This window comes from Flavobacterium sp., from assembly GCF_024642105.1.
Taxonomy (GTDB): Bacteria; Bacteroidota; Bacteroidia; order Flavobacteriales; family Flavobacteriaceae; genus Flavobacterium.
In genome coordinates, this window is sequence record NZ_JAHEBT010000052.1 from 256,396 (window position 1) to 276,058 (window position 19,663).

Annotated in this window: 20 protein-coding genes and 1 pseudogene; 11 read left to right on the forward strand and 10 right to left on the reverse strand. The window is 33.7% G+C overall.

Features of this window, described 5'->3' with window-relative positions; genetic code table 11:
• Window positions 1–72 precede the first annotated feature (72 nt).
• From Q0L65_RS06700 to Q0L65_RS06720, 5 genes and pseudogenes are all read left to right on the forward strand, one after another.
• Window positions 73–1,296, forward strand: a complete 1,224-nt coding sequence (locus Q0L65_RS06700; protein WP_296684689.1) for a hypothetical protein — start codon at window positions 73–75, stop codon at window positions 1,294–1,296.
• A 23-nt stretch (window positions 1,297–1,319) separates the two neighbouring features.
• A complete protein-coding gene (locus Q0L65_RS06705) occupies window positions 1,320–2,450 on the forward strand; it encodes an HlyD family efflux transporter periplasmic adaptor subunit (RefSeq protein WP_296684691.1) in 1,131 nt (376 codons plus the stop codon).
• Between the two features lie 8 nt (window positions 2,451–2,458).
• Window positions 2,459–4,608, forward strand: a pseudogene (locus Q0L65_RS06710) (peptidase domain-containing ABC transporter).
• A gap of 95 nt (window positions 4,609–4,703) precedes the next feature.
• Window positions 4,704–5,360: a queuosine precursor transporter gene (locus tag Q0L65_RS06715; protein ID WP_296684692.1), complete on the forward strand. Its 657-nt coding sequence runs from the start codon at window positions 4,704–4,706 to the stop codon at window positions 5,358–5,360.
• A 1-nt stretch (window position 5,361) separates the two neighbouring features.
• Window positions 5,362–5,922, forward strand: coding sequence for a DNA-3-methyladenine glycosylase I (locus Q0L65_RS06720; RefSeq protein ID WP_296684693.1), 561 nt, complete (start codon window positions 5,362–5,364; stop codon window positions 5,920–5,922).
• A gap of 59 nt (window positions 5,923–5,981) precedes the next feature.
• Here Q0L65_RS06720 and aat read toward each other — a convergent pair whose 3' ends face one another.
• The 4 genes from aat to Q0L65_RS06740 all read right to left on the reverse strand — a co-directional run bounded on the left by aat (window position 5,982) and on the right by Q0L65_RS06740 (window position 11,057).
• Window positions 5,982–6,617: a leucyl/phenylalanyl-tRNA--protein transferase gene (gene aat / locus Q0L65_RS06725; protein WP_296684695.1), complete on the reverse strand. Its 636-nt coding sequence runs from the start codon at window positions 6,615–6,617 to the stop codon at window positions 5,982–5,984.
• Between the two features lie 89 nt (window positions 6,618–6,706).
• A complete protein-coding gene (locus Q0L65_RS06730; protein ID WP_296684697.1) occupies window positions 6,707–9,133 on the reverse strand; it encodes a ribonucleoside-diphosphate reductase subunit alpha in 2,427 nt (808 codons plus the stop codon).
• Window positions 9,134–9,246: 113 nt separating this feature from the next.
• Window positions 9,247–10,224, reverse strand: coding sequence for a ribonucleotide-diphosphate reductase subunit beta (locus tag Q0L65_RS06735; RefSeq protein ID WP_296684698.1), 978 nt, complete (start codon window positions 10,222–10,224; stop codon window positions 9,247–9,249).
• A 266-nt stretch (window positions 10,225–10,490) separates the two neighbouring features.
• Complete coding sequence (locus Q0L65_RS06740; protein WP_296684700.1) at window positions 10,491–11,057, reverse strand: DUF3109 family protein; 567 nt, start codon at window positions 11,055–11,057, stop codon at window positions 10,491–10,493.
• A 160-nt stretch (window positions 11,058–11,217) separates the two neighbouring features.
• On the opposite strand from Q0L65_RS06740, the gene Q0L65_RS06745 reads away from it, so the two are divergent.
• The 3 genes from Q0L65_RS06745 (at window position 11,218) to Q0L65_RS06755 (ending at window position 12,722) form a co-directional block, all read left to right on the forward strand.
• On the forward strand, window positions 11,218–11,796 hold the full coding sequence (locus Q0L65_RS06745) for a MarC family protein (RefSeq protein WP_296684701.1): 579 nt from the start codon (window positions 11,218–11,220) through the stop codon (window positions 11,794–11,796).
• Between the two features lie 118 nt (window positions 11,797–11,914).
• Window positions 11,915–12,112: a hypothetical protein gene (locus Q0L65_RS06750; protein WP_296684703.1), complete on the forward strand. Its 198-nt coding sequence runs from the start codon at window positions 11,915–11,917 to the stop codon at window positions 12,110–12,112.
• Window positions 12,105–12,722 (forward strand): FAD-dependent oxidoreductase, encoded by a 618-nt coding sequence (locus tag Q0L65_RS06755; protein WP_296684704.1) that lies wholly within the window; start codon window positions 12,105–12,107, stop codon window positions 12,720–12,722. Before Q0L65_RS06750 ends, Q0L65_RS06755 begins: the two co-directional genes overlap by 8 nt.
• Window positions 12,723–12,727: 5 nt before the next feature.
• Here the strand turns inward: Q0L65_RS06755 and Q0L65_RS06760 are convergent, their stop codons facing one another.
• A complete protein-coding gene (locus Q0L65_RS06760; protein ID WP_296684706.1) occupies window positions 12,728–13,162 on the reverse strand; it encodes a dCMP deaminase family protein in 435 nt (144 codons plus the stop codon).
• 2 nt (window positions 13,163–13,164) lie between these two features.
• Entirely contained in the window at window positions 13,165–13,761 is a 597-nt protein-coding gene (locus tag Q0L65_RS06765) for a HupE/UreJ family protein (RefSeq protein ID WP_296684707.1), read from the reverse strand.
• 175 nt (window positions 13,762–13,936) lie between these two features.
• On the opposite strand from Q0L65_RS06765, the gene Q0L65_RS06770 reads away from it, so the two are divergent.
• The 3 genes from Q0L65_RS06770 to Q0L65_RS06780 all read left to right on the forward strand — a co-directional run bounded on the left by Q0L65_RS06770 (window position 13,937) and on the right by Q0L65_RS06780 (window position 16,348).
• Entirely contained in the window at window positions 13,937–14,368 is a 432-nt protein-coding gene (locus Q0L65_RS06770; protein WP_296684709.1) for a TerB family tellurite resistance protein, read from the forward strand.
• A gap of 226 nt (window positions 14,369–14,594) precedes the next feature.
• Window positions 14,595–15,074, forward strand: a complete 480-nt coding sequence (locus Q0L65_RS06775; RefSeq protein WP_296684710.1) for a GNAT family N-acetyltransferase — start codon at window positions 14,595–14,597, stop codon at window positions 15,072–15,074.
• A gap of 20 nt (window positions 15,075–15,094) precedes the next feature.
• Window positions 15,095–16,348, forward strand: coding sequence for an aspartate kinase (locus Q0L65_RS06780; protein ID WP_296684711.1), 1,254 nt, complete (start codon window positions 15,095–15,097; stop codon window positions 16,346–16,348).
• Window positions 16,349–16,409: 61 nt separating this feature from the next.
• On the opposite strand, the gene Q0L65_RS06785 is transcribed toward Q0L65_RS06780, so the two are convergent.
• The 4 genes from Q0L65_RS06785 to Q0L65_RS06800 all read right to left on the reverse strand — a co-directional run bounded on the left by Q0L65_RS06785 (window position 16,410) and on the right by Q0L65_RS06800 (window position 19,610).
• Window positions 16,410–16,889: a hypothetical protein gene (locus Q0L65_RS06785; RefSeq protein ID WP_296684712.1), complete on the reverse strand. Its 480-nt coding sequence runs from the start codon at window positions 16,887–16,889 to the stop codon at window positions 16,410–16,412.
• 3 nt (window positions 16,890–16,892) lie between these two features.
• The gene (can, locus tag Q0L65_RS06790) at window positions 16,893–17,528 is read right to left on the reverse strand and encodes a carbonate dehydratase (RefSeq protein WP_296684714.1); all 636 of its coding nucleotides are present in this window, start codon (window positions 17,526–17,528) and stop codon (window positions 16,893–16,895) included.
• Window positions 17,529–17,581: 53 nt separating this feature from the next.
• A complete protein-coding gene (locus tag Q0L65_RS06795) occupies window positions 17,582–19,231 on the reverse strand; it encodes a SulP family inorganic anion transporter (RefSeq protein ID WP_296684716.1) in 1,650 nt (549 codons plus the stop codon).
• A 97-nt stretch (window positions 19,232–19,328) separates the two neighbouring features.
• A complete protein-coding gene (locus tag Q0L65_RS06800; protein WP_296684717.1) occupies window positions 19,329–19,610 on the reverse strand; it encodes a hypothetical protein in 282 nt (93 codons plus the stop codon).
• Window positions 19,611–19,663: the final 53 nt, after the last annotated feature.

The window sequence follows — 19,663 nt, forward strand, 5'->3', positions numbered from 1 at the left end:
TGAAACATTAAATCAATCAGCAAACAATTCTCTGGTAAAACAGAGAATTGTTTATTAAAAACAACAAACTATATGAAAAAAACATTGCTAATTTTCTTAACTTTTCTAAATATCGGTTTTTCTCAAACAAAATACTATTGTTTAGATATAACTGACGGTTCGAATAGTTTATTTACAATAAATCAATTCAATAATTTGGTATTAAACGGTTATAGAATAGGATTTGGACAAATTAACTATGAAAAATTAACAAAAAAAGAAAAATTAATCATAAATTCTTCCCAGCTATTGATTTCAGGACTTTTAGCATTGCCTCTAACTCATGAAGAAGGCCATCGATCAGTTCTTACTAATTTAGATATAGGGTCAATTAGTGCACCTATCATAGATTCAAAAGGAGTAGCTAAAGTTGTAGGTGTAACTGACGTAGTGTTAAAGGATTTGCGAGACACCAATTTTCCAAATTATATAAGACTGCATAATGCAGGATTAGAATCGGATTTTGATTATCTCAAAAAGTCAGACGCTTTGTTTAATTTTAAGGAAGAAGAATACAATGTTTTATCTAATGATTATTTTATAAGGAAATTATCGGTTTCAATGTATTATCTATCAACATTAATTCATAATAAAACGGGGATCAAAGAATCGGATACTCCTGAATTAAAAAAAGATATTGTAGGCCACGATATTTTTGGAATGATACGGCATTTACATAGACCAGATATGGAATTCAAGCGTTACACAGAATGGGATGATTTAACAACCCAAGAAAAAAATTATGGCAAAAGAATTGGTTTGATGTCTTTATTCAATTATGCAAATCCAAATTTATGGAGAAAAAGTAGTTATAAATTATCAGAAAACATTGATTTCAATTTTTCACTCAATTATTGCTTAGCTCCTTTTGGAGATTTTATAGAACAAAATGCTTACTTAAATATCAATAAAAAATGGAAAATAAATCCTTTTATAAGGCAATATTTCAACAAAAATAATACTTTTTGGGCTTCAGGAATTAATCTGCATAATTTTGTGATAAATGAAAATTTCTTACTTAATAGTTCCATAGAGGCTTGGCAACAACCAAAAAACCAAAGTTTTACTACATCTGATTCGGATTTTGGCATAGGGATAAAAACAGAAATAGCATATAATATATTAGAAGTTAAGAAAAGTAATATTTTCTTTAATCTAGGATTAAATTATAAAACTAAAGGGTTCATTCCTGCTTCTCCCTCTTTAGGCAAAGATTTCAGAGTCAATTTTGGTTTGATAATAGCAACGTCTAAATAGTTTACCCAAAAAAATAGTAATAAATGACCTTCAGTCAAGATCCCATCCATAACCTCGAAAATTTTACCCATAAAAACAAAACTAAGAGTATCTCCATTTACTTGGTTGTAGTGTTGTCACTATTAGTTTTCATAAGTTCATTGCCCCTTGTCAAGATTGACATTAGTAGTCAAAGTCGTGGTATCATTCGTAGTACTACGGATAACGTACCTTTAACCAGTTTGGTTAATGGAAAAGTAGTTTATGTTCATCTAAAAAACAACCGCTTGGTGCAAAAAGGAGACACCTTAGTCCAACTCACCCAAGAAAGTCTCAACACAGAGAAATATACCACTGAATCACTATCAAGTGATTTACAGAACAGAATTAGTGATTTGTCTCGTATTGTAACGAGTTCAAACGCTGTACTAACCACCCCTGAACTGCAACAAGAATGGAACTCGTACAACAGTAAAAAAAATGAATTAGAAAGTAAAATCGCACAGGCTAAAATTGTGTATGACCGTAACAAACAACTCTTTGACAAAGGAATCATCGCAAGAGCCGAGTTTGAAAAATATAGTTTTGATTATACCTACTCTGAGCAATCGTTGTCAAGTTTAATCAAAAGTCAAAAAAGTGTGTGGCAAAACCAAAAAAGAGATTTGGAAAATCAATTGAAGAATCTCAAAGGAACACTCAATAAAATCAATGTAGAATCTAAAAACTATGTGATTACTGCTCCCATTTCAGGAACCATCGAGAACTTCTCAGGAATACAAGTAGGTTCTTTTTTGAATGCTTCACAACCCATTGCCACTATTTCAGCCACCGATAAGTTAATTGTGGAAAGTAGTGTCTCTCCGAGTGACATAGGACTCATTCATAAAAACCAAAAAGTAAAGTTTCAAATCGATGCTTTCAATTACAACCAATGGGGACTATTGGAAGGTAAAGTCATCGACATTGACCATAACATTACCATTCAAGGAGAACAAGCCTTTTTTAAAGTACGTTCGGTTTTAAACACTACGCAATTACAACTCAAATCAGGTTACAAAACCAAAGTCTCCAAAGGAATGACCCTAACCACCCGATATATCTTAACAAGACGAAGTCTCTTTGACTTACTCTTTGATAAAATGGACGATTGGTTGAATCCCAAAATCAAATAATACAATACATGGCATCAATAAAAATAAAACAACATGATATTAAAGATTGTGGTGCGGCTTGTTTGGTATCTATTGGCAATCATTACAAGGTTAATCTCCCGATAGCCCGTGTACGTCAATTAGCCAATACTGATAAACGAGGTACAAACGTCTTAGGAGTTATAGAAGGAGCTGAAAAAATGGGTTTCACTGCCAAAGGGGTTAAAGGTGGTTTAGACGCTATTGATAAAATCCCACTTCCTGCCATAGCCCACGTAGTAGTAAAACAACAATTACACCATTACGTGGTTATCTATTCTGTAACAAAAGACAAGATAGAAGTAATGAATCCTGCCTTTGGTAAAATGGAGACCTACACCTTTGAAGAATTTCAAAAAATTTGGTCAGGAGTGTTAATACTTTTTGCTCCCAATGATGACCTAACACCTCATAACGATAAGGTATCTCCAAGTCGTCGTTTTTGGAATTTAGTACAACCACATAAATCCATTTTAATTCAGTCCTTAGTAGGAGCAATTGTGTTTACCGTTTTGGGACTCGCTATGTCCATTTACATTCAAAAGATAACCGATTATGTCTTGGTCGAAGGAAATAAGAAATTATTGAACTTACTAAGTATTTCAATGATTGGTATCATTCTACTGCAAGCCTATATCGGTTCAAAGAAAAGTATCTTCGTGATGAAGACGGGACAATTGATTGATGCGAAATTGATTTTAGGTTACTACAAACATTTACTTCATCTTCCCCAACGTTTTTTTGATACGATGCAAATTGGAGAGATAACTTCAAGGATTAATGATGCGGTCAAAATACGTTCTTTTATCAATGAAGTAGCCATTGATATGATAGTGAATGTTTTTATTGTTATCTTCTCCTTTACGTTGATGTTTACCTACTATTGGAAACTAGCCTTAGTCATTCTATTAGTGATTCCATTTTACGGATTAATCTATTTCTTGCTCAACAAATTCAACAAGAAAGTAGAACGCAAGATTATGGAGAATTCAGCTGAATTAGAAACGCAGTTGGTAGAGAGTGTAACACACATTAGAACGGTAAAGGAATTTGGAATAGAAGAATTTTCTAATCTTAAAACGGAGAATCGATTTGTAAAACTATTATTTACCACCTACAAATCAGGTATGAATTCGGTCTTTGCTGGTACTTCTACACAGTTCTTGGCGTCCATTTTTACGGTGGTTTTAATGTGGATAGGTCGGGATATGTAATTGACCGAGATATAACCCCTGGCGAATTGTTTTCTTTCTATGCTCTAATCGGTTATTTTACTTCTCCTGTGGCTTCACTTATAGGAATGAATAAAACAGCTCAGAACGCTCTTATTGCAGTCGACAGACTCTTTGAAATAATGGATTTGGAACAAGAAGAAACAGAAAACAAAATTGAACTACAAAAAGAGAATCTAGGAGACATTGTTTTTGAAAATGTAAGTTTTAGATATGGCTCACGAACAGAGGTTTTCAAAGATTTTAATGCCGTTTTTAAAAAGAATGAAACTACCGCCATCGTAGGTGAAAGCGGAAGTGGAAAAACAACTCTAATTTCACTCTTACAAAACCTATATCCTATCAAAAAAGGTAAGATTTACATTGGAGATTATGATTTGCAATTTATCCATTACCAAAGTCTTAGAAATTGTGTTGGGGTTATCCCTCAACAACTCAATCTGTTCACAGGGAATATTATAGAAAATATTGCCCTTGGAGATTCATTCCCTAACATTCAATTGGTATTAGATTTATCCAAACAATTAGGAATTACTGAGTTTGTGGAGAAATTACCCAATGGATTTGAAACCCAAATAGGAGAAAATGGAGCGATGTTATCAGGAGGGCAAAAACAACGAATTTCCATTGCAAGAGCCTTATACAAAAATCCTGAAATCTTATTAATGGATGAGGCGACATCGTCTTTAGATACTCACTCCGAAACCATCGTGAAGAATGTAATTGATGATTTTAAAGCCAAAGGAAAAACGGTAATCATAATTGCTCATAGATTGAGTACAATTGCCAACGCTGACCAAATTTTGGTTATGGAAAATGGAATAATTGTAGAATCAGGAAATCATCAAGAACTATTGAACCAAAAAGAAAAATACTTTGAGTTATGGAACAAACAGAGTTTGGGGTGAATTCCTATTCAATCCCATTCCTAACCGAATGGGATTTTTTTGTATCGAAAATTCCAAAATAAAATGCTAAATTTGAGAAACTAATCCCATCGCTTATGTTCAAATCTAAGAAAGATACCGTATTTGTAATCCTAGCAGGGATTTTCATTACCAATGCCGTGGTTGCCGAATTAATTGGCGGAAAGCTGATTCAAATTGGTCCTTTTATGATGAGTATTGGTATTTTACCTTGGCCAGTGGTATTTTTAACCACTGATTTAATCAATGAATATTTTGGCGAAAAAGGAGTGAGAAGACTCTCTATTCTTACCGCTTGTTTAATTGCTTATGCTTTTATCATTTTACTTTTAGGAATTGTTATTCCGGCCGCCAAAGGAATAAGCCCCGTAAATGACGAACAATTTCAAGCTGTTTTTGGACAAAGTATGTGGATTATCGTCGGGAGTATTATTGCGTTCTTAGTTTCACAATTAATTGATGTGACTGTATTTTGGTATTTTAGAAACAAAACAGGCGACAAGAAAATTTGGCTTAGAACTACTGGTTCTACCGTAATATCACAATTATTTGATTCTTTCATTGTATTGGGAATTGCGTTTTGGCTACCTGGAAAAATTAACTTTGAAACTTTTATTGGTTCTGCCTTAACAGGCTATACGTTTAAATTAGGCATAGCAATACTTTTAACGCCATTAATTTATTGGGGTCACCGAATTATAAAAAACTATTTAGATAGCGATATACCTGCTTAAAATGAATAAAAACAGATGCAAATGGTGCGTAGGCATTCCAATTTACGAAGCCTATCACGATCACGAATGGGGAGTTCCTATGTATGATGACCAAAAATTATTTGAATTCCTAATCTTAGAAACGTTTCAAGCAGGGCTAAGTTGGATAACCATTCTAAAAAAGAGAGAAAACTTCCGCGCCGCATTTGACCAATTTGATTACCAAAAAATAGCGTTATATAACGAACCGAAAATTCAAGAATTATTACAAGATTCTGGTATTATTCGCAATCAATTAAAAGTGCGCTCTGCTGTGTCAAATGCAATTGCTTTCATAGAAGTACAACAAGAATTTGGCAGTTTCAGTAAGTACATTTGGCAATTCACTGATGGAAAACCTATTATCAATCAACCGCAAACACTAAAAGATATTGCTGCTACTACTCCACTTTCAGATGCGATTAGTAAAGACTTGAAAAAACGCGGGTTTAAATTTGTAGGTTCGACAGTAGTATATGCCCACATGCAAGCCACAGGAATGGTAGACGATCACGTTGCGGATTGTTGGAAAAGAACTAGCTAAGTACGAGGTACGATTTAAAAGTTGATTTTTGATATTGATTTTTGATATTGAAATTGTGTCTAGCTTTTCAGAATTTCAATAAAATGGTCTCTTGCTATTTCGCGACAACCTAAACTTTCTAGATGTGGATTATAAATTTGGCAATCCAACAATTTATAATTATTTGCTTCTAGATGTCGTGACCAATGAATAAAAGCCACTTTAGAAGCATTCGTTACTTTTGAAAACATACTTTCTCCGCAAAAAATAGTTCCTAAGTCAACTCCGTATAGACCGCCTACTAATTCTCCCTCTTGCCATACCTCAACGGATTTGGCTATGCCTAATTCATTCAACTTGCAATAGGCTTCAATCATCTCATTGGTTATCCAAGTTCCGTGTTGTCCTTCTCGTTTTATTTTTTGACAATTGGAAATTACCCCTCTAAAATCTTGATTGAAGGTTACCTTGAATGTATCTCGATTCAGAATGTTTCTCATACTTTTTGAAACTACTAAATCCTCAAAAAACAATACCATTCTGGGATTAGGCGACCACCACAAAATAGGATCTCCTTCTTCAAACCAAGGAAAAATGCCGCTTTTGTATGCCAATATTAATCGCTCAGGAGATAAGTCCCCACCAATAGCCAAAAAGCCGTCTTCGCTAGCTTTAGAAACGGGTGGAAATACTAAGTCTTTAGTGAGATAATGCATTTAATAATCAAATTGTTCTAAGACAAATATACTATTAAAAAAAACAGCCGTCAATAATGACGGCTGCTCTAATATGTATTTGTAGGATTTTATGAACCACACATTTCGCATTCCTCAGGGCCTGCGTTACGCGCTTGCTCAATCATTGCTCTGTACTCTTCGGCAGTCATTTCAACGGCTTCGTTAACCACAGCAACAGGTTGCTCCTTCACTTCTACTTCAACTACCTCAACTGGCTCTACTTTTTTATCATTGTTTACCGTAAACTTAATCGCATCTACTGCTGATTTTGTTCTTAAGTAATACATTCCTGTTTTCAAACCTGATTGCCAAGCATAGAAATGCATTGAGGTTAATTTAGAATAGTTAGCATCTTGCATGAACAAGTTCAACGATTGTGATTGGTCAATAAAATACCCTCTGTGACGTGACATATCGATAATGTCTTTCATTGACATTTCCCAAACGGTTTTGTATAGCTCCTTCAAATCTTGCGGAATAACATCAATGTTTTGAACTGAACCATTGTGACGCATGATTTCTTGTTTCAATGATTCGTTCCACAAACCACGCTCTACTAAATCGTGCAATAAATGTTTGTTTACCACAATAAATTCTCCTGACAATACACGACGTGTGTACAAGTTAGAAGTATACGGTTCAAAAGCTTCGTTGTTTCCTAAAATTTGAGAAGTCGAAGCAGTTGGCATTGGCGCTACCAATAATGAGTTTCTAACACCATTTGCTACCACTTCTTTTCGCAACGATGCCCAGTCCCAACGACCTGATAATTCCTCGTCTTTCATTCCCCAAAGGTTATGTTGGAATTCTCCTTGAGAAATTGGAGATCCTTTGAAAGTAGAATAAGGCCCTTCTTCTTTAGCCATTTCCATTGAAGCTGTTACCGCTGCAAAGTATAATGTTTCAAAGATTTCTTGGTTCAATTTTTTAGCTTCGTCACTTGTAAAAGGCAAACGCAACATAATAAAAGCATCGGCCAATCCTTGTACACCAAGACCTACTGGACGGTGGCGTAAATTAGAGTTTTCTGCCTCTTTTACAGGATAGTAATTTCTATCAATTACTTTATTCAAGTTGCGAGTAACACGTTTAGTAACATCAAACAACAATTGGTGGTTGAAACTTCCGTTTTCCACAAACATTGGTAATGAAATAGAAGCTAAGTTACACACCGCGATTTCGTCTTTAGAGGTGTACTCCATAATCTCGGTACACAAGTTTGACGAACGGATTGTTCCTAAATTCTTTTGGTTTGATTTACGGTTTGCCGCATCTTTATACAACATGTATGGAGTTCCAGTCTCAATCTGAGATTCTAGAATTTTTTCCCATAATTCACGTGCTTTAATTGTTTTTCTACCTTTTCCTTGCGCTTCATACGAAGTATATAACGCTTCGAATTCTTCGCCATATACATCATACAATCCTGGACATTCGTTTGGACACATCAACGTCCAAGTAGTATCTTCTTGTACACGTTTCATGAACAAATCAGAAGTCCACATGGCAAAGAATAAATCTCTAGCACGCATTTCTTCTTTTCCTGTATTCTTTTTCAAATCCAAGAAATCAAAAATATCAGCATGCCAAGTTTCGATATAAATCGCAAAACTACCTTTACGTTTTCCTCCTCCTTGATCTACATAACGAGCCGTATCATTAAACACTCTCAACATAGGAACAATTCCGTTTGAAGTTCCGTTAGTTCCACGAATGTAAGAACCTGTTGCACGAACATTGTGAATTGACAATCCAATTCCTCCAGCTGATTGCGAGATTTTAGCCGTTTGTTTTAAGGTATCATAAATTCCATCAATACTATCGTCTTGCATAGCCAAAAGGAAACAAGAAGACATTTGTGGTTTTGGCGTACCCGCGTTGAACAAGGTTGGCGTAGCGTGCGTAAAGAATTTTTTCGACATTAAGTCGTACGTTTCTATTACTGAATCCAAATCGTTCAAGTGAATTCCAACCGAAACACGCATTAACATGTGTTGTGGACGTTCTACAATTTTTCCGTTAATACGCAACAAATACGAGCGCTCTAAAGTTTTAAATCCGAAATAATCGTAGTTAAAATCTCTATTATAAATGATGTGTGAATTTAAAAATTCAGCATTCTCTTGAATTACTTTATGTACTTCCTCTGATAACAAAGGAGATTCTTGATTCGTTCTTGGATTTACATAATGGTACATTTCATTCATCGTTTCAGAGAATGATTTGTTAGTGTTTTTATGCAAGTTAGAAATCGCAATACGGGCAGCTAACTGTGCATAATCTGGATGCGCAATAGTCATTGCTGCTGCGGTTTCGGCCGCAAGATTATCTAATTCTGATGTAGTAACTCCGTCATACAATCCTTCAATCACACGCATTGCTACTTTTACAGCATCAACTAAATCATTTAAACCATAACATAGTTTTTTAATTCTATCTGTGATTTTGTCAAACATTACCGGTTCTTTATGACCGTCTCTTTTTACTACATACATAATCTTGTGGGTTTTTAAGAAACCAAGGAATCCCTTCCTTGTTTTCGGGTATTTGTTACTAATTGTTTGCGCCTATGCGCGGTAATCTATTTAGAATCTAAAACAAGTTCAGATTAAAAATCGGCATCGAATGTTATTTTTTGAGCATCAGAATCGGTATTCATCACTCCTGCTTTTTGGTATTCACCAACACGTTTTTCAAAGAAATTGGTTTTTCCTTGTAACGAAATCATATCCATAAAATCAAATGGATTAGAAGAGTTGTACACTCTATCACAACCCAACTCAACTAAAAGTCTGTCAGTAACAAACTCTAAATATTGTGTCATCAAATTGGCGTTCATTCCAATCAAACTAGCAGGAAGTGATTCTGTGATAAACTTTCTCTCGATATCCAATGCATTGGTCAAAATCTCTGTAATTCTAGCTTTAGGCACTTTGTTTACCAAGTGATTGTTATGCAAGTGAACGGCAAAATCACAGTGCATTCCTTCGTCTCTTGAAATCAACTCATTAGAGAAGGTTAAACCTGGCATCAAACCACGTTTTTTCAACCAATAAATAGAACAAAACGAACCCGAGAAGAAAATTCCTTCTACCGCTGCAAAGGCAATCAATCGCTCTGCAAAAGAATCAGAACTAATCCATTTCAAAGCCCATTCTGCTTTTTCTTTAATTGCAGGAAAGGTTTCTATAGCGTGAAACAATTCGTGTTTTTCAGCCTCATCTTTCACGTAAGTATCAATCAACAACGAATAAGTTTCACTATGAATGTTCTCCATCATAATTTGGAAACCATAGAAAAACTTCGCTTCTGGATACTGCACTTCTGCAACAAAATTTTCAGCTAAGTTTTCATTAACAATTCCGTCAGAAGCTGCAAAAAATGCCAAAATATGCTTTATGAAATAACGCTCATCGTCATTCAACTTGTTGTTCCAATCGTTCAAATCAGTATGCAAGTCAATTTCTTCAGCGGTCCAAATACACGCTTCTTGTTTTTTGTACCACTCCCAAATATCTTGGTGTTTTATTGGAAAAATAACAAAACGATCTTTGTTTTCTTGTAAAATTGGCTCAATTGCAGACATAATTCTTTGTTAGTTTTTTGATTGAAAAAATAAAAATTTTTGGGACATCTTGGGGATTACAAAGATTATGAAATATTGCGGTTATTAAAAGTCAAACTTATTCACAATCGGCTCTAGTTTTTAACAAAACTAAAAACAACAAACATTTTTATCCAAAACATAATTGATTAAAAATCAGTATTTTGAAAACCAAAAAATCGATGTAGCCCCGTAAAATATAGGGATTTAGAAATACAGAAAAAGAAAATTCCTGTACTGAAGTAAAATTATTTTTTTAGATCCAAAGCTACTTTTTCAAGCTCCAAATACCAATCTTCTCCAAACCTTCTAATCAATGCTTCTTTGACGAATTTATAGACCGGAACTTGCAATTCTTTACCTAAAGTACAGGCATCGTCACAGATGTGCCATTTGTCGTAATTTACAGCCGTAAATTCGGTAAAATCCTTCACTCTGATAGGGTATAAATGACAAGAAACGGGTTTTTTCCAGCTTACAATTCCTTCATTATAGGCTTGTTCAATACCACACAAAGCTGTTTCACCATCAAAAATAACATACGCACAATCTTTTCCTTCAATTAGCGTGGTTTCAAAATCACCATCTTCTCCTTTTACCCAAGTTCCTTGCGCTTCAATTGCAGCAATTCCTTCAGGACGCAAATAGGGTTTTACTTTAGGATAAATTTCTTCAAGGATTTTAGTTTCCTCTTCATTTAATGGCGCTCCAGCATCTCCATCGATACAACAGGTTCCTTTGCACGCAGACAAATTACAAACAAACTCTCTCTCGAGTATTTCTTCTGAAACGATGGTTTTTCCTAATTGAAACATTGGATACATATATTGAATAATGAAGTGCAAATGTAATCAAAGCACTTGAAGAAATTAACTCCTATCGTATCATAAATTTAAAGACTTCAAAATCAAGGCGAAAAAATATAACATTATCAATTAATTTCCTTAAAAGTGTAACTTTGCAACAAAAAAGAATATGTTTGAAATTGACTTCAGAGAAATATTAACAGTTGGAATGGTATTGTTTGCCGTGATTGATATTGTAGGTAGCATTCCAATCATTGTAGATTTAAGAACCAAACACGGTCATATTGAATCAGAAAAAGCATCCATAGTTGCCGGAATCATTATGATTGTCTTTTTATTTATTGGTGAAGAATTTTTAAAAATAATTGGTATCGATGTCCATTCTTTTGCCGTAGCAGGATCCTTTGTCTTGTTTTTCATTGCCTTAGAAATGATTTTAGGAATTCGCATCTATCGCGACGAAGAATCCAGTTCAGCCTCTATCGTGCCTATTGCTTTTCCCTTAATTGCAGGAGCAGGAACCATGACTACATTACTTTCTCTACGTTCTGAATTTCATACTATCAATATTTTGATTGCTATTTTATTGAATTTGATTTTAGTTTACATTGTTTTGAAACTATCTTCTAAACTAGAAAAGTTGTTAGGAAAAAATGGGTTAGGAGTTATTCGCAAAGCTTTTGGAGTAGTACTTTTGGCTATAGCTGTTAAATTATTCGCTGCTAATGTTAAAGGTTTGTTCGTCTAAAAGAAATTTTTATAAATTTACACCGATGTTCTTTATAGAATACAATTGATTTTTTGGAAATTCACAGCAAGCCCCAGTTTCCTCAACCTTTATTGTACTAATAACAAAAAATCATCTTATGAAAATTTTTACAGCTGTTTTGATTTTTTTGGCTTCTGCTTTAATTATCTTTAATGTCACCCGTCTTGATTTTAGCAACCTATTACAAGGAGAAAGTATGTATGCCTTAATTGGAATTGCAGCCTCTTTTTGTGCGGTTTTAATTCTTTTGATTTTTAGAATGTCAAAAGAAATTGAAAAAAGAATGAATGACTAATACTTTTGACGTACTTATTGTAGGCGGTGGAGTTTCAGGAATGTCCTGCGCACTTGTTTTAGGTTCAGCCAAAAATAAACCCTTTGCCTCCAAAAAGAAAATCGGAATTTTTACGCATCAAAAATCATCTGCATTACAAGAAGCAGTTTTCAATAATGCTTACGGCATTTCTCCTGGAAAATTAGGCTCGGAATTATTAGTCGAAAGTAAAACACACCTCTCAGAAACCTACCCACATATTATCCAAATTCCCGAAGAAAAAGTACTAAAAATTCATGGGGAATATCCTAATTTTACTGTAACATCTAATAAAAACACCTACAAAACCCAATATATCATTGTTGGAATTGGTTCAGCCAATACATTTGACATTGAAGGACTGAACCAATTTGTAGTCCCTCACCAAAAAGCATTAGCCGAAAAGCAACGTATTCAGCTACGCAATATAGACCACAAAGTGATTGAAGGCATTTATGTGATTGGAACTTTAGCTGGATGTAGAAGTCAGCTCACGATTGCCGCTGGAAGTGGAGCAGCCGTTGCAACAGATCTACTTACTATTTGGAACGAAGGAATTCCTGTTCAAGTTCATGACAGTAACAAAAAATAGCTAACCTATTCTTCTTCTAAAACAGCTATGTGTTGCACATCAATTCCTGCTTTAATCAAAAATTGAAGACCGGAATCGTCACGGTATCCATTGTGATACACTACCCTTTTTATACCCGATTGATGAATTAATTTACTACACTCTTTGCATGGTGAAAGTGTAATATATAAAGTAGCACCTTCACAAGATTGTGTAGAACGAGCTACCTTCAGGATCGCATTGGCCTCGGCATGCAAAACATCCCAACGTGTTAATCCTTCTTCGTCTTCGCAGCAATTTTCAAAACCAGAAGGCGTTCCATTATACCCATCTGAAATAATCATTCGGTCTTTAACAATAATAGCACCAACTTGTTTGCGCTTACAATACGATAAAAGACTCCACTCTTTTGCAATTCGCAAATACGCCTTATCGTATTTATTTAATTTTTTTTCTTCCATTTTTAGTACTGATTCCAAATTTCATTTTCTAATATCATTGGCACAACTACTCCTATTATAAAAGCTGAACTTACCAAAATCCAATCTCTCTTAGAAAATTTAAAGAGACTTTGTGTGACATAAGCCACTATTAAGACCGCAAAAACAACAGCAATTTGCGCGCCTTCAATTCCTAAAGCAAACTCCAACAAAGGTACTAATTTGGAATTTGAACTCCCTCCCAATATCGTTTTAAAATAATTAGAAAATCCTAAACCGTGAATCACTCCAAAGAAAAGAGTAATCAAGAAAATTAAATTCAAGCTTTCTTTTCTATTGGTTTTGCCAATAGTAAACAAGTTAAAAAACGCCGTAATTAAAATAGTTATTGGTATCAACAACTCAACAACATTGACTTTAACAACCAAAATTTCGTATACTGAAAGTAATAAAGCAGTGGTATGCCCCAAAGTAAAAAGAGTTACCGAAAGTAATATTCTTTTCCAATCTTTAAATGTGAATGGAATAACCAAAGCCATTAAAAACAACACATGATCATACGCATGAATATCCAAAACATGTTGTAGTCCTATCTGAAAGTAAATCAAAAATTCTGACATTAGTCCGGTATTGAATTGATTAAGGGATGTAAACTTACGATTAATTTTGAAAAGACAAATTGAGTGCCTGCCAAATCCATTTTAGAAATAAAATTTGTCACTGAAAATTTCAATTGAAAATCGTCTTTTTTTCAAAAAAAACGTACCTTTATCGTAATTAAAAACTTATATTATTATGTCATTTTCAGATTTATTTGATAGCGAATTTAAAACCAGAAATAAAGGTCATTTCTCAGCCATTGTTCGCGTGGCACTTGCCGATGGAAAATCTTCACCTGAAGAAAAAGCGTTTTTAGACAAATTAGCTACTAATCTTGAGATTTCAGCTTCGGAATATGAAGAAATTTTAGCTAATCCATTGAAATATCCAATCAATCCACCTTACTTATATAACGATAGATTGGAACGTTTATTTGACTTAGGTAGAATGGTACACATTGACCATCAATTAGGTGACAGTCAAGAAAAATTATTAGAAAAATTAGGAATCGCTTTAGGATTTACTCCTGAAAACATCTGCTACATCGTAAACAAAGCATTATCACTAATCGACAAAAAAGTAGATTTAGATACCTTCATTTATGAAATGAAGAATATGAATAAATAAACAAAAGTCCCTACATTATTCAACATTAAAAGCTCCTTAAAAAGGGGCTTTTTTAATTTAGTAGTAATCAGAAAAATATTGGAAGTCACAAATAGGGTATTTTTTGTGAAAATGACACAAATTTTATGTTGTAGCTGGCTATCCTTGTATATTTGCTAACCAAATTGACAAATTCAGGTAAAAAAATTATTATTTTTAGCAATTCAATCACTAATATTAAGAATTTATGACTATTCGAAAAGGAAATCCCGAAGACATGAAAGGAGTATTAGCTCTAATTCAAGAATTGGCCGATTTCGAAAAAGAGCCTGATGCCGTTGTTATAACTGAAGAGGATTTAATTAGAGATGGTTTTGGGACCAATCCGTTATTTCATGTTTTTGTTGCTGAAGTTGAATCTACCATTGTTGGTATCGCTTTATATTATTACCGATATTCTACTTGGAAAGGAAAAACTATACACCTTGAAGATTTAGTCGTTAAACAAAGTATGCGAGGAACTGGCTTAGGATATGCCTTGTATTCAGAAGTAATCAAACAGGGAAAAAAAGACAATGTAAGACGAATTGAATGGGCTGTTCTAGATTGGAACACACCCGCAATTGAATTCTATAGAAATTCAGGAGCCAAAGTTTTTGATGATTGGAGAGTGGCACAAATGGACGAAGAAGGAATTAACTATTTTCTTGAAAATAAATTAAAGTAAAATTATAGCAGTACTATTATATGAAAATATTCAAATTTGGAGGCGCCTCTGTAAAAGACGCCGATGGAATCAAAAACGTGTACGACGTTTTACAAAAAGCAGGTTACGAAGATGTACTATTAGTGGTTTCAGCTATGGGCAAAACGACTAACGCATTAGAAGTAGTAATCAAAAATTATTTTGACAAATCGCCTGAGTTAAGCTCATCGGTTCAAGAAATTAAAAAATACCACAATCAAATATTATTGGATTTGTTTGAGGATGATAATCACCCCGTATTTGCATCTGTAAACGAACAATTTTCAGATTTAGAATACTTCTTAGCACACAATAAATCGCCAAATTACAACTTTGTTTACGATCAAATTGTAAGTTATGGCGAGTTAATTTCGACCAATATTTTGAGTCACTTTATGAATTTTATGAACATCAAAACACAATGGTTGGATGTTCGTAACTTCATCAAAACCAATGCTAATTACAGAGACGCAGAGGTAGATTGGGATTTAACCCAAAAGAATATTGCTAAAAATATAGCGCCAAAAATCTTGAACATTACACAAGGATTCTTGGGTTCTGACGAGAATAATTTCACTACCACTTTAGGACGTGAAGGTTCTGATTATACTGCTGCTATTTTTGCTTACTGCTTGAATGCGGAAAGCGTAACTATCTGGAAAGATGTTCCTGGCGTAATGAATGCTGACCCTCGTTACTTTGAAAACGCGAGTTTGTTAAATCAAATTTCGTACCGTGAAGCCATCGAATTGGCTTTTTATGGCGCATCGGTAATTCACCCAAAAACATTACAGCCATTACAAAAGAAAGAAATTCCTTTGTATGTAAAATCGTTTATCAATCCATTATTAAAAGGGACTAGCGTTTCAAAAGGTGTTGATTTAGAACCTCTTTTACCCTGTTTTATCGTAAAAAGAAACCAATTATTAATTTCGCTTTCTTCAATAGATTTCTCTTTTATTATGGAAGAAAATATTAGTGAAATTTTTGGTTTATTCCACGAATACAAAATCAAAGTGAACTTGATCCAAAATTCAGCGATTAGTTTCTCTGTTTGTGTTGAAGACAAGTTTGACAACTTTAAAGAATTAAACGCTATTTTATCTAAAAAATTCAAGGTAGATTTTGAAGAAAATGTTACATTATATACCATTCGCCATTTCAATGACGATGCGGCACAAACTGTTGAAAAGGACAAAACTGTTTTATTAAAACAAGTGAGTCGTGAGACAATGCAAATTGTAACCAAAGAATAGATCAAATTTATTTACAACAAAAAAAGCACCATTACTGGTGCTTTTTTTGTTGTTGAAGGGTTTAATAGTAATATAAAACAGCCTTAGTTTCATCATAGGATTCCGAAGTAATAACAAGAAAGGGGCTTCCTTTTTGAGCGGCTTTCTCTTGCAACCTTCTCTTTTTCATCGTAACTAAATCATAATCTGAGAATCCTTTGGTTCTGCCAAAGAAAACACTAATAGCTTCTCCTTTTTTTAGACCCGCAGTTTCAGATTCTTTTAAGAATACTATATCTCGAAACCCATTTTTATCCTTTACATCAATTTTAGAAGAAATAATTTGAGTGCTTCCTGTAACCTTATTGGTTATTGAATGCACGGCATATTTACTAATTTTATTTTCTTCAGAAGAATTAGGAGTGGAAAAACAAACTAGATTATACTCTGTCTTATTATAATTAATCCCTGTTTTTTCTCCATTATGTTTCACTAATTCATGAGTTTGAGCTGACATTGAAGCTGCAAACAAAACAGCCAAAACAATACCTACTTTTTTCATTTTTTAGAATTTTAATTGATACACTTTATCTAAATCTCTTTCCGAACTAATATTAACATCCAAATCCGTTACAAAACCAGAATTTAATCCATATACCCAACCGTGCAACGTTAATTCCTGACCATTTCTCCATGCTGCCTGAACTATCGAAGTTTTAGCTAAATCAAACACTTGTTCTTTTACATTCAATTCAACAAACTTGTTAAAACGTTCATTTTCATCAATAATAGAGTCTAAATATTTATTGTGTAAGCGATATACATCTTTTATATGACGAATCCAGTTGTCAATAATTCCAATAGAATCATTTCCTAAAGCAGCTTTAACTCCTCCACAGCCATAATGACCACAAACAAGGACATGCTTTACTTTTAATACATTCACAGCGTAATCTAAGACACTCAACATATTCATATCTGAATGAATTACCATATTGGCAATATTTCTATGTACAAAAACTTCACCTGGTTTTGCCCCAATAATTTCGTTGGCAGGAACTCTACTATCTGAACACCCAATCCATAATAAAGGGGGTGTTTGTCCTTTAGCTAAATCTTGAAAATAATTAGGGTCACTTTCTAACGAAGTCTCTACCCATCTCTTATTATTGTCTAATATTTTTTTATAAAAATCTACCATTTTTTATGATTTAAATTGTCACTTAATTAGTTAAAATTGCACTAACACCGAAATTAATTAATCGCATCAAAACGTTTCACTTCTTTTTTTACCATTTCTCTTTTTAATGCATCATAATGATGTTCTATCGTAACATGATTGTCTTCATTATTCTCTAACTGATACTCCTTTTTAAACCCTTTCAATTTGACTTTAATATGCTCTTCTTTAGCTCTAATCGTTTTAAACTCGTGGATTAAATCTAAAATATCATGCGCAATATAAATCGTGTCTTTGGCATCAATGATTACCTTAGAATTTCCAGGAATTGAATTTAATGTTTGTTTGATAGCCGCTTTATTCAAAAACGAAACTTCTTGTGCCAAATCAATATGAATTACATCTCCATCAGCATACTCTTCTTTTCTAAAAATGTAAGCTCTTTTCAAATTCCCTTTCAGTATGAAAATCACACTAATAATCATTCCTAAAGCAACCCCTTTCAGCAAATCTGTAAAGACTACTGCAATTAAAGTGGCAATAAAAGGAACAAATTGGTACTTTCCTTTATGCCAAAAATGAACAAAAGTAGCGGGCTTTGCTAATTTATACCCCACTAAAAGTAATACTGAAGCCAAAGTGGCCAATGGGATTTTATTTAACAACAAAGGAATTGTCAAAACACTGATTAATAATAAAACTCCATGAATTATAGCCGACATTTTGGACTTTGCACCTGCTGCATTATTAGCAGACGAACGTACCACTACAGAAGTCATTGGAAGTCCTCCTAAAAGAGAACTTACAATATTTCCAATGCCCTGGGCTTTCAATTCTACATTAGTGTTTGTGTATCTTTTTTGAACATCCATTCTATCTGCTGCTTCAATACATAACAAAGTCTCAATCGATGCCACAATAGCAATGGTTAATCCTACAACCCAAACATCTGGATTGAGGAAACCAGCAAAGTTTGGCAACACAATAATCTGTTTGAACTCATCTATGGAAGTAGGAACGGGTAACGAAACTAAATGTTCCTTTGCAATAGCTAGAGAGCTTCCTGAATTAATAAAAATTTCATTTAAAATGATACCCGTAATCACGGCTACCAAAGCCCCTGGAATTAGTTTTATTTTTTTTAGAAAGGAAACTTTATCCCATGCAATCAAGATACTCAATGAAATGATTGACACTATAATTGATCCCAATTGAACATAATTCAATACATTAAATAAAGATGAAAATGTGTTACTACCATCCGATTGAATGAAAGATTGATCTCCTTCAAAATCGCTATCAAATCCAATAGCATGCGGTAATTGTTTCATGATTATGATGATTCCAATACCTGCTAACATCCCTTCAATAACATTGGTAGGAAAATAATTGGATATAGTTCCTGCTTTTATAAATCCAAGAACTAATTGGATTAAACCTGCAATAAAGACCGCAGTTAGAAATACGTCAAAGGCTCCTAAATCAGTAATTGCTGTTAACACAATTGCTGTTAATCCTGCAGCAGGGCCTGAGACACTGATATGAGATTGGCTTAAATAACCTACTACAATTCCGCCTATTACTCCTGAAATAATTCCCGAGAATAATGGGGCTCCCGAGGCCATTGCAATTCCTAAACACAAAGGTAGCGCCACCAAAAAAACCACTAAGCCAGAAGCGAAATCTGATTTAAGGTTGGCAAAAAGATTGATTTTTTTTGTCATTATATTGAACTAAAATTACACATAAAAATAACTCACATTGAAGAAAAATGTGAGGAAATACATTTTAAAATGACTCCATTTTAAAATAGATTATGTACTAAATTAATTCGGGTGGTGGAATAAAAATTCCTAAAGAAACATCATCGTGTTTCAAGGAATTTTCAGTCAATATAGTTTTTGATACTACATTAGAAAGATAAATTCTGCTAAACACTTGATCGTAATAAAAAACAAGCTTTATATCTTTATGGATTTGTTCTTCTTCTGAAAAACTGTAGACAACGGAAACATCTGCATCATTCTCAATAGCACTTACAACCGCAGGTGTTATTAAAAATGCAACAAATAGAAAAAGTAATATTCCAGCTATTTTTTTCATTGCAACAAAAATAGAGTTTATATTGAGTTTTTGGAATTAATTAAAAAAAAATT

Coding starts and splice junctions, on each gene's coding strand:
- Q0L65_RS06765 (WP_296684707.1), bottom strand. CDS start 13,761: ATGTCAGAATTTTTGATTTACTTTCAGATAGGACTACAACATGTTTTG.
- Q0L65_RS06760 (WP_296684706.1), bottom strand. CDS start 13,162: ATGGAAGAAAAAAAATTAAATAAATACGATAAGGCGTATTTGCGAATT.
- Q0L65_RS06800 (WP_296684717.1), bottom strand. CDS start 19,610: ATGAAAAAAATAGCTGGAATATTACTTTTTCTATTTGTTGCATTTTTA.
- aat (WP_296684695.1), bottom strand. CDS start 6,617: ATGCATTATCTCACTAAAGACTTAGTATTTCCACCCGTTTCTAAAGCT.
- Q0L65_RS06770 (WP_296684709.1), top strand. CDS start 13,937: ATGTCATTTTCAGATTTATTTGATAGCGAATTTAAAACCAGAAATAAA.
- Q0L65_RS06735 (WP_296684698.1), bottom strand. CDS start 10,224: ATGTCTGCAATTGAGCCAATTTTACAAGAAAACAAAGATCGTTTTGTT.
- Q0L65_RS06705 (WP_296684691.1), top strand. CDS start 1,320: ATGACCTTCAGTCAAGATCCCATCCATAACCTCGAAAATTTTACCCAT.
- Q0L65_RS06755 (WP_296684704.1), top strand. CDS start 12,105: ATGACTAATACTTTTGACGTACTTATTGTAGGCGGTGGAGTTTCAGGA.
- Q0L65_RS06715 (WP_296684692.1), top strand. CDS start 4,704: ATGTTCAAATCTAAGAAAGATACCGTATTTGTAATCCTAGCAGGGATT.
- Q0L65_RS06700 (WP_296684689.1), top strand. CDS start 73: ATGAAAAAAACATTGCTAATTTTCTTAACTTTTCTAAATATCGGTTTT.
- Q0L65_RS06785 (WP_296684712.1), bottom strand. CDS start 16,889: ATGAAAAAAGTAGGTATTGTTTTGGCTGTTTTGTTTGCAGCTTCAATG.
- Q0L65_RS06775 (WP_296684710.1), top strand. CDS start 14,595: ATGACTATTCGAAAAGGAAATCCCGAAGACATGAAAGGAGTATTAGCT.
- Q0L65_RS06780 (WP_296684711.1), top strand. CDS start 15,095: ATGAAAATATTCAAATTTGGAGGCGCCTCTGTAAAAGACGCCGATGGA.
- can (WP_296684714.1), bottom strand. CDS start 17,528: ATGGTAGATTTTTATAAAAAAATATTAGACAATAATAAGAGATGGGTA.
- Q0L65_RS06740 (WP_296684700.1), bottom strand. CDS start 11,057: ATGTTTCAATTAGGAAAAACCATCGTTTCAGAAGAAATACTCGAGAGA.
- Q0L65_RS06720 (WP_296684693.1), top strand. CDS start 5,362: ATGAATAAAAACAGATGCAAATGGTGCGTAGGCATTCCAATTTACGAA.
- Q0L65_RS06795 (WP_296684716.1), bottom strand. CDS start 19,231: ATGACAAAAAAAATCAATCTTTTTGCCAACCTTAAATCAGATTTCGCT.
- Q0L65_RS06730 (WP_296684697.1), bottom strand. CDS start 9,133: ATGTATGTAGTAAAAAGAGACGGTCATAAAGAACCGGTAATGTTTGAC.
- Q0L65_RS06745 (WP_296684701.1), top strand. CDS start 11,218: ATGTTTGAAATTGACTTCAGAGAAATATTAACAGTTGGAATGGTATTG.
- Q0L65_RS06750 (WP_296684703.1), top strand. CDS start 11,915: ATGAAAATTTTTACAGCTGTTTTGATTTTTTTGGCTTCTGCTTTAATT.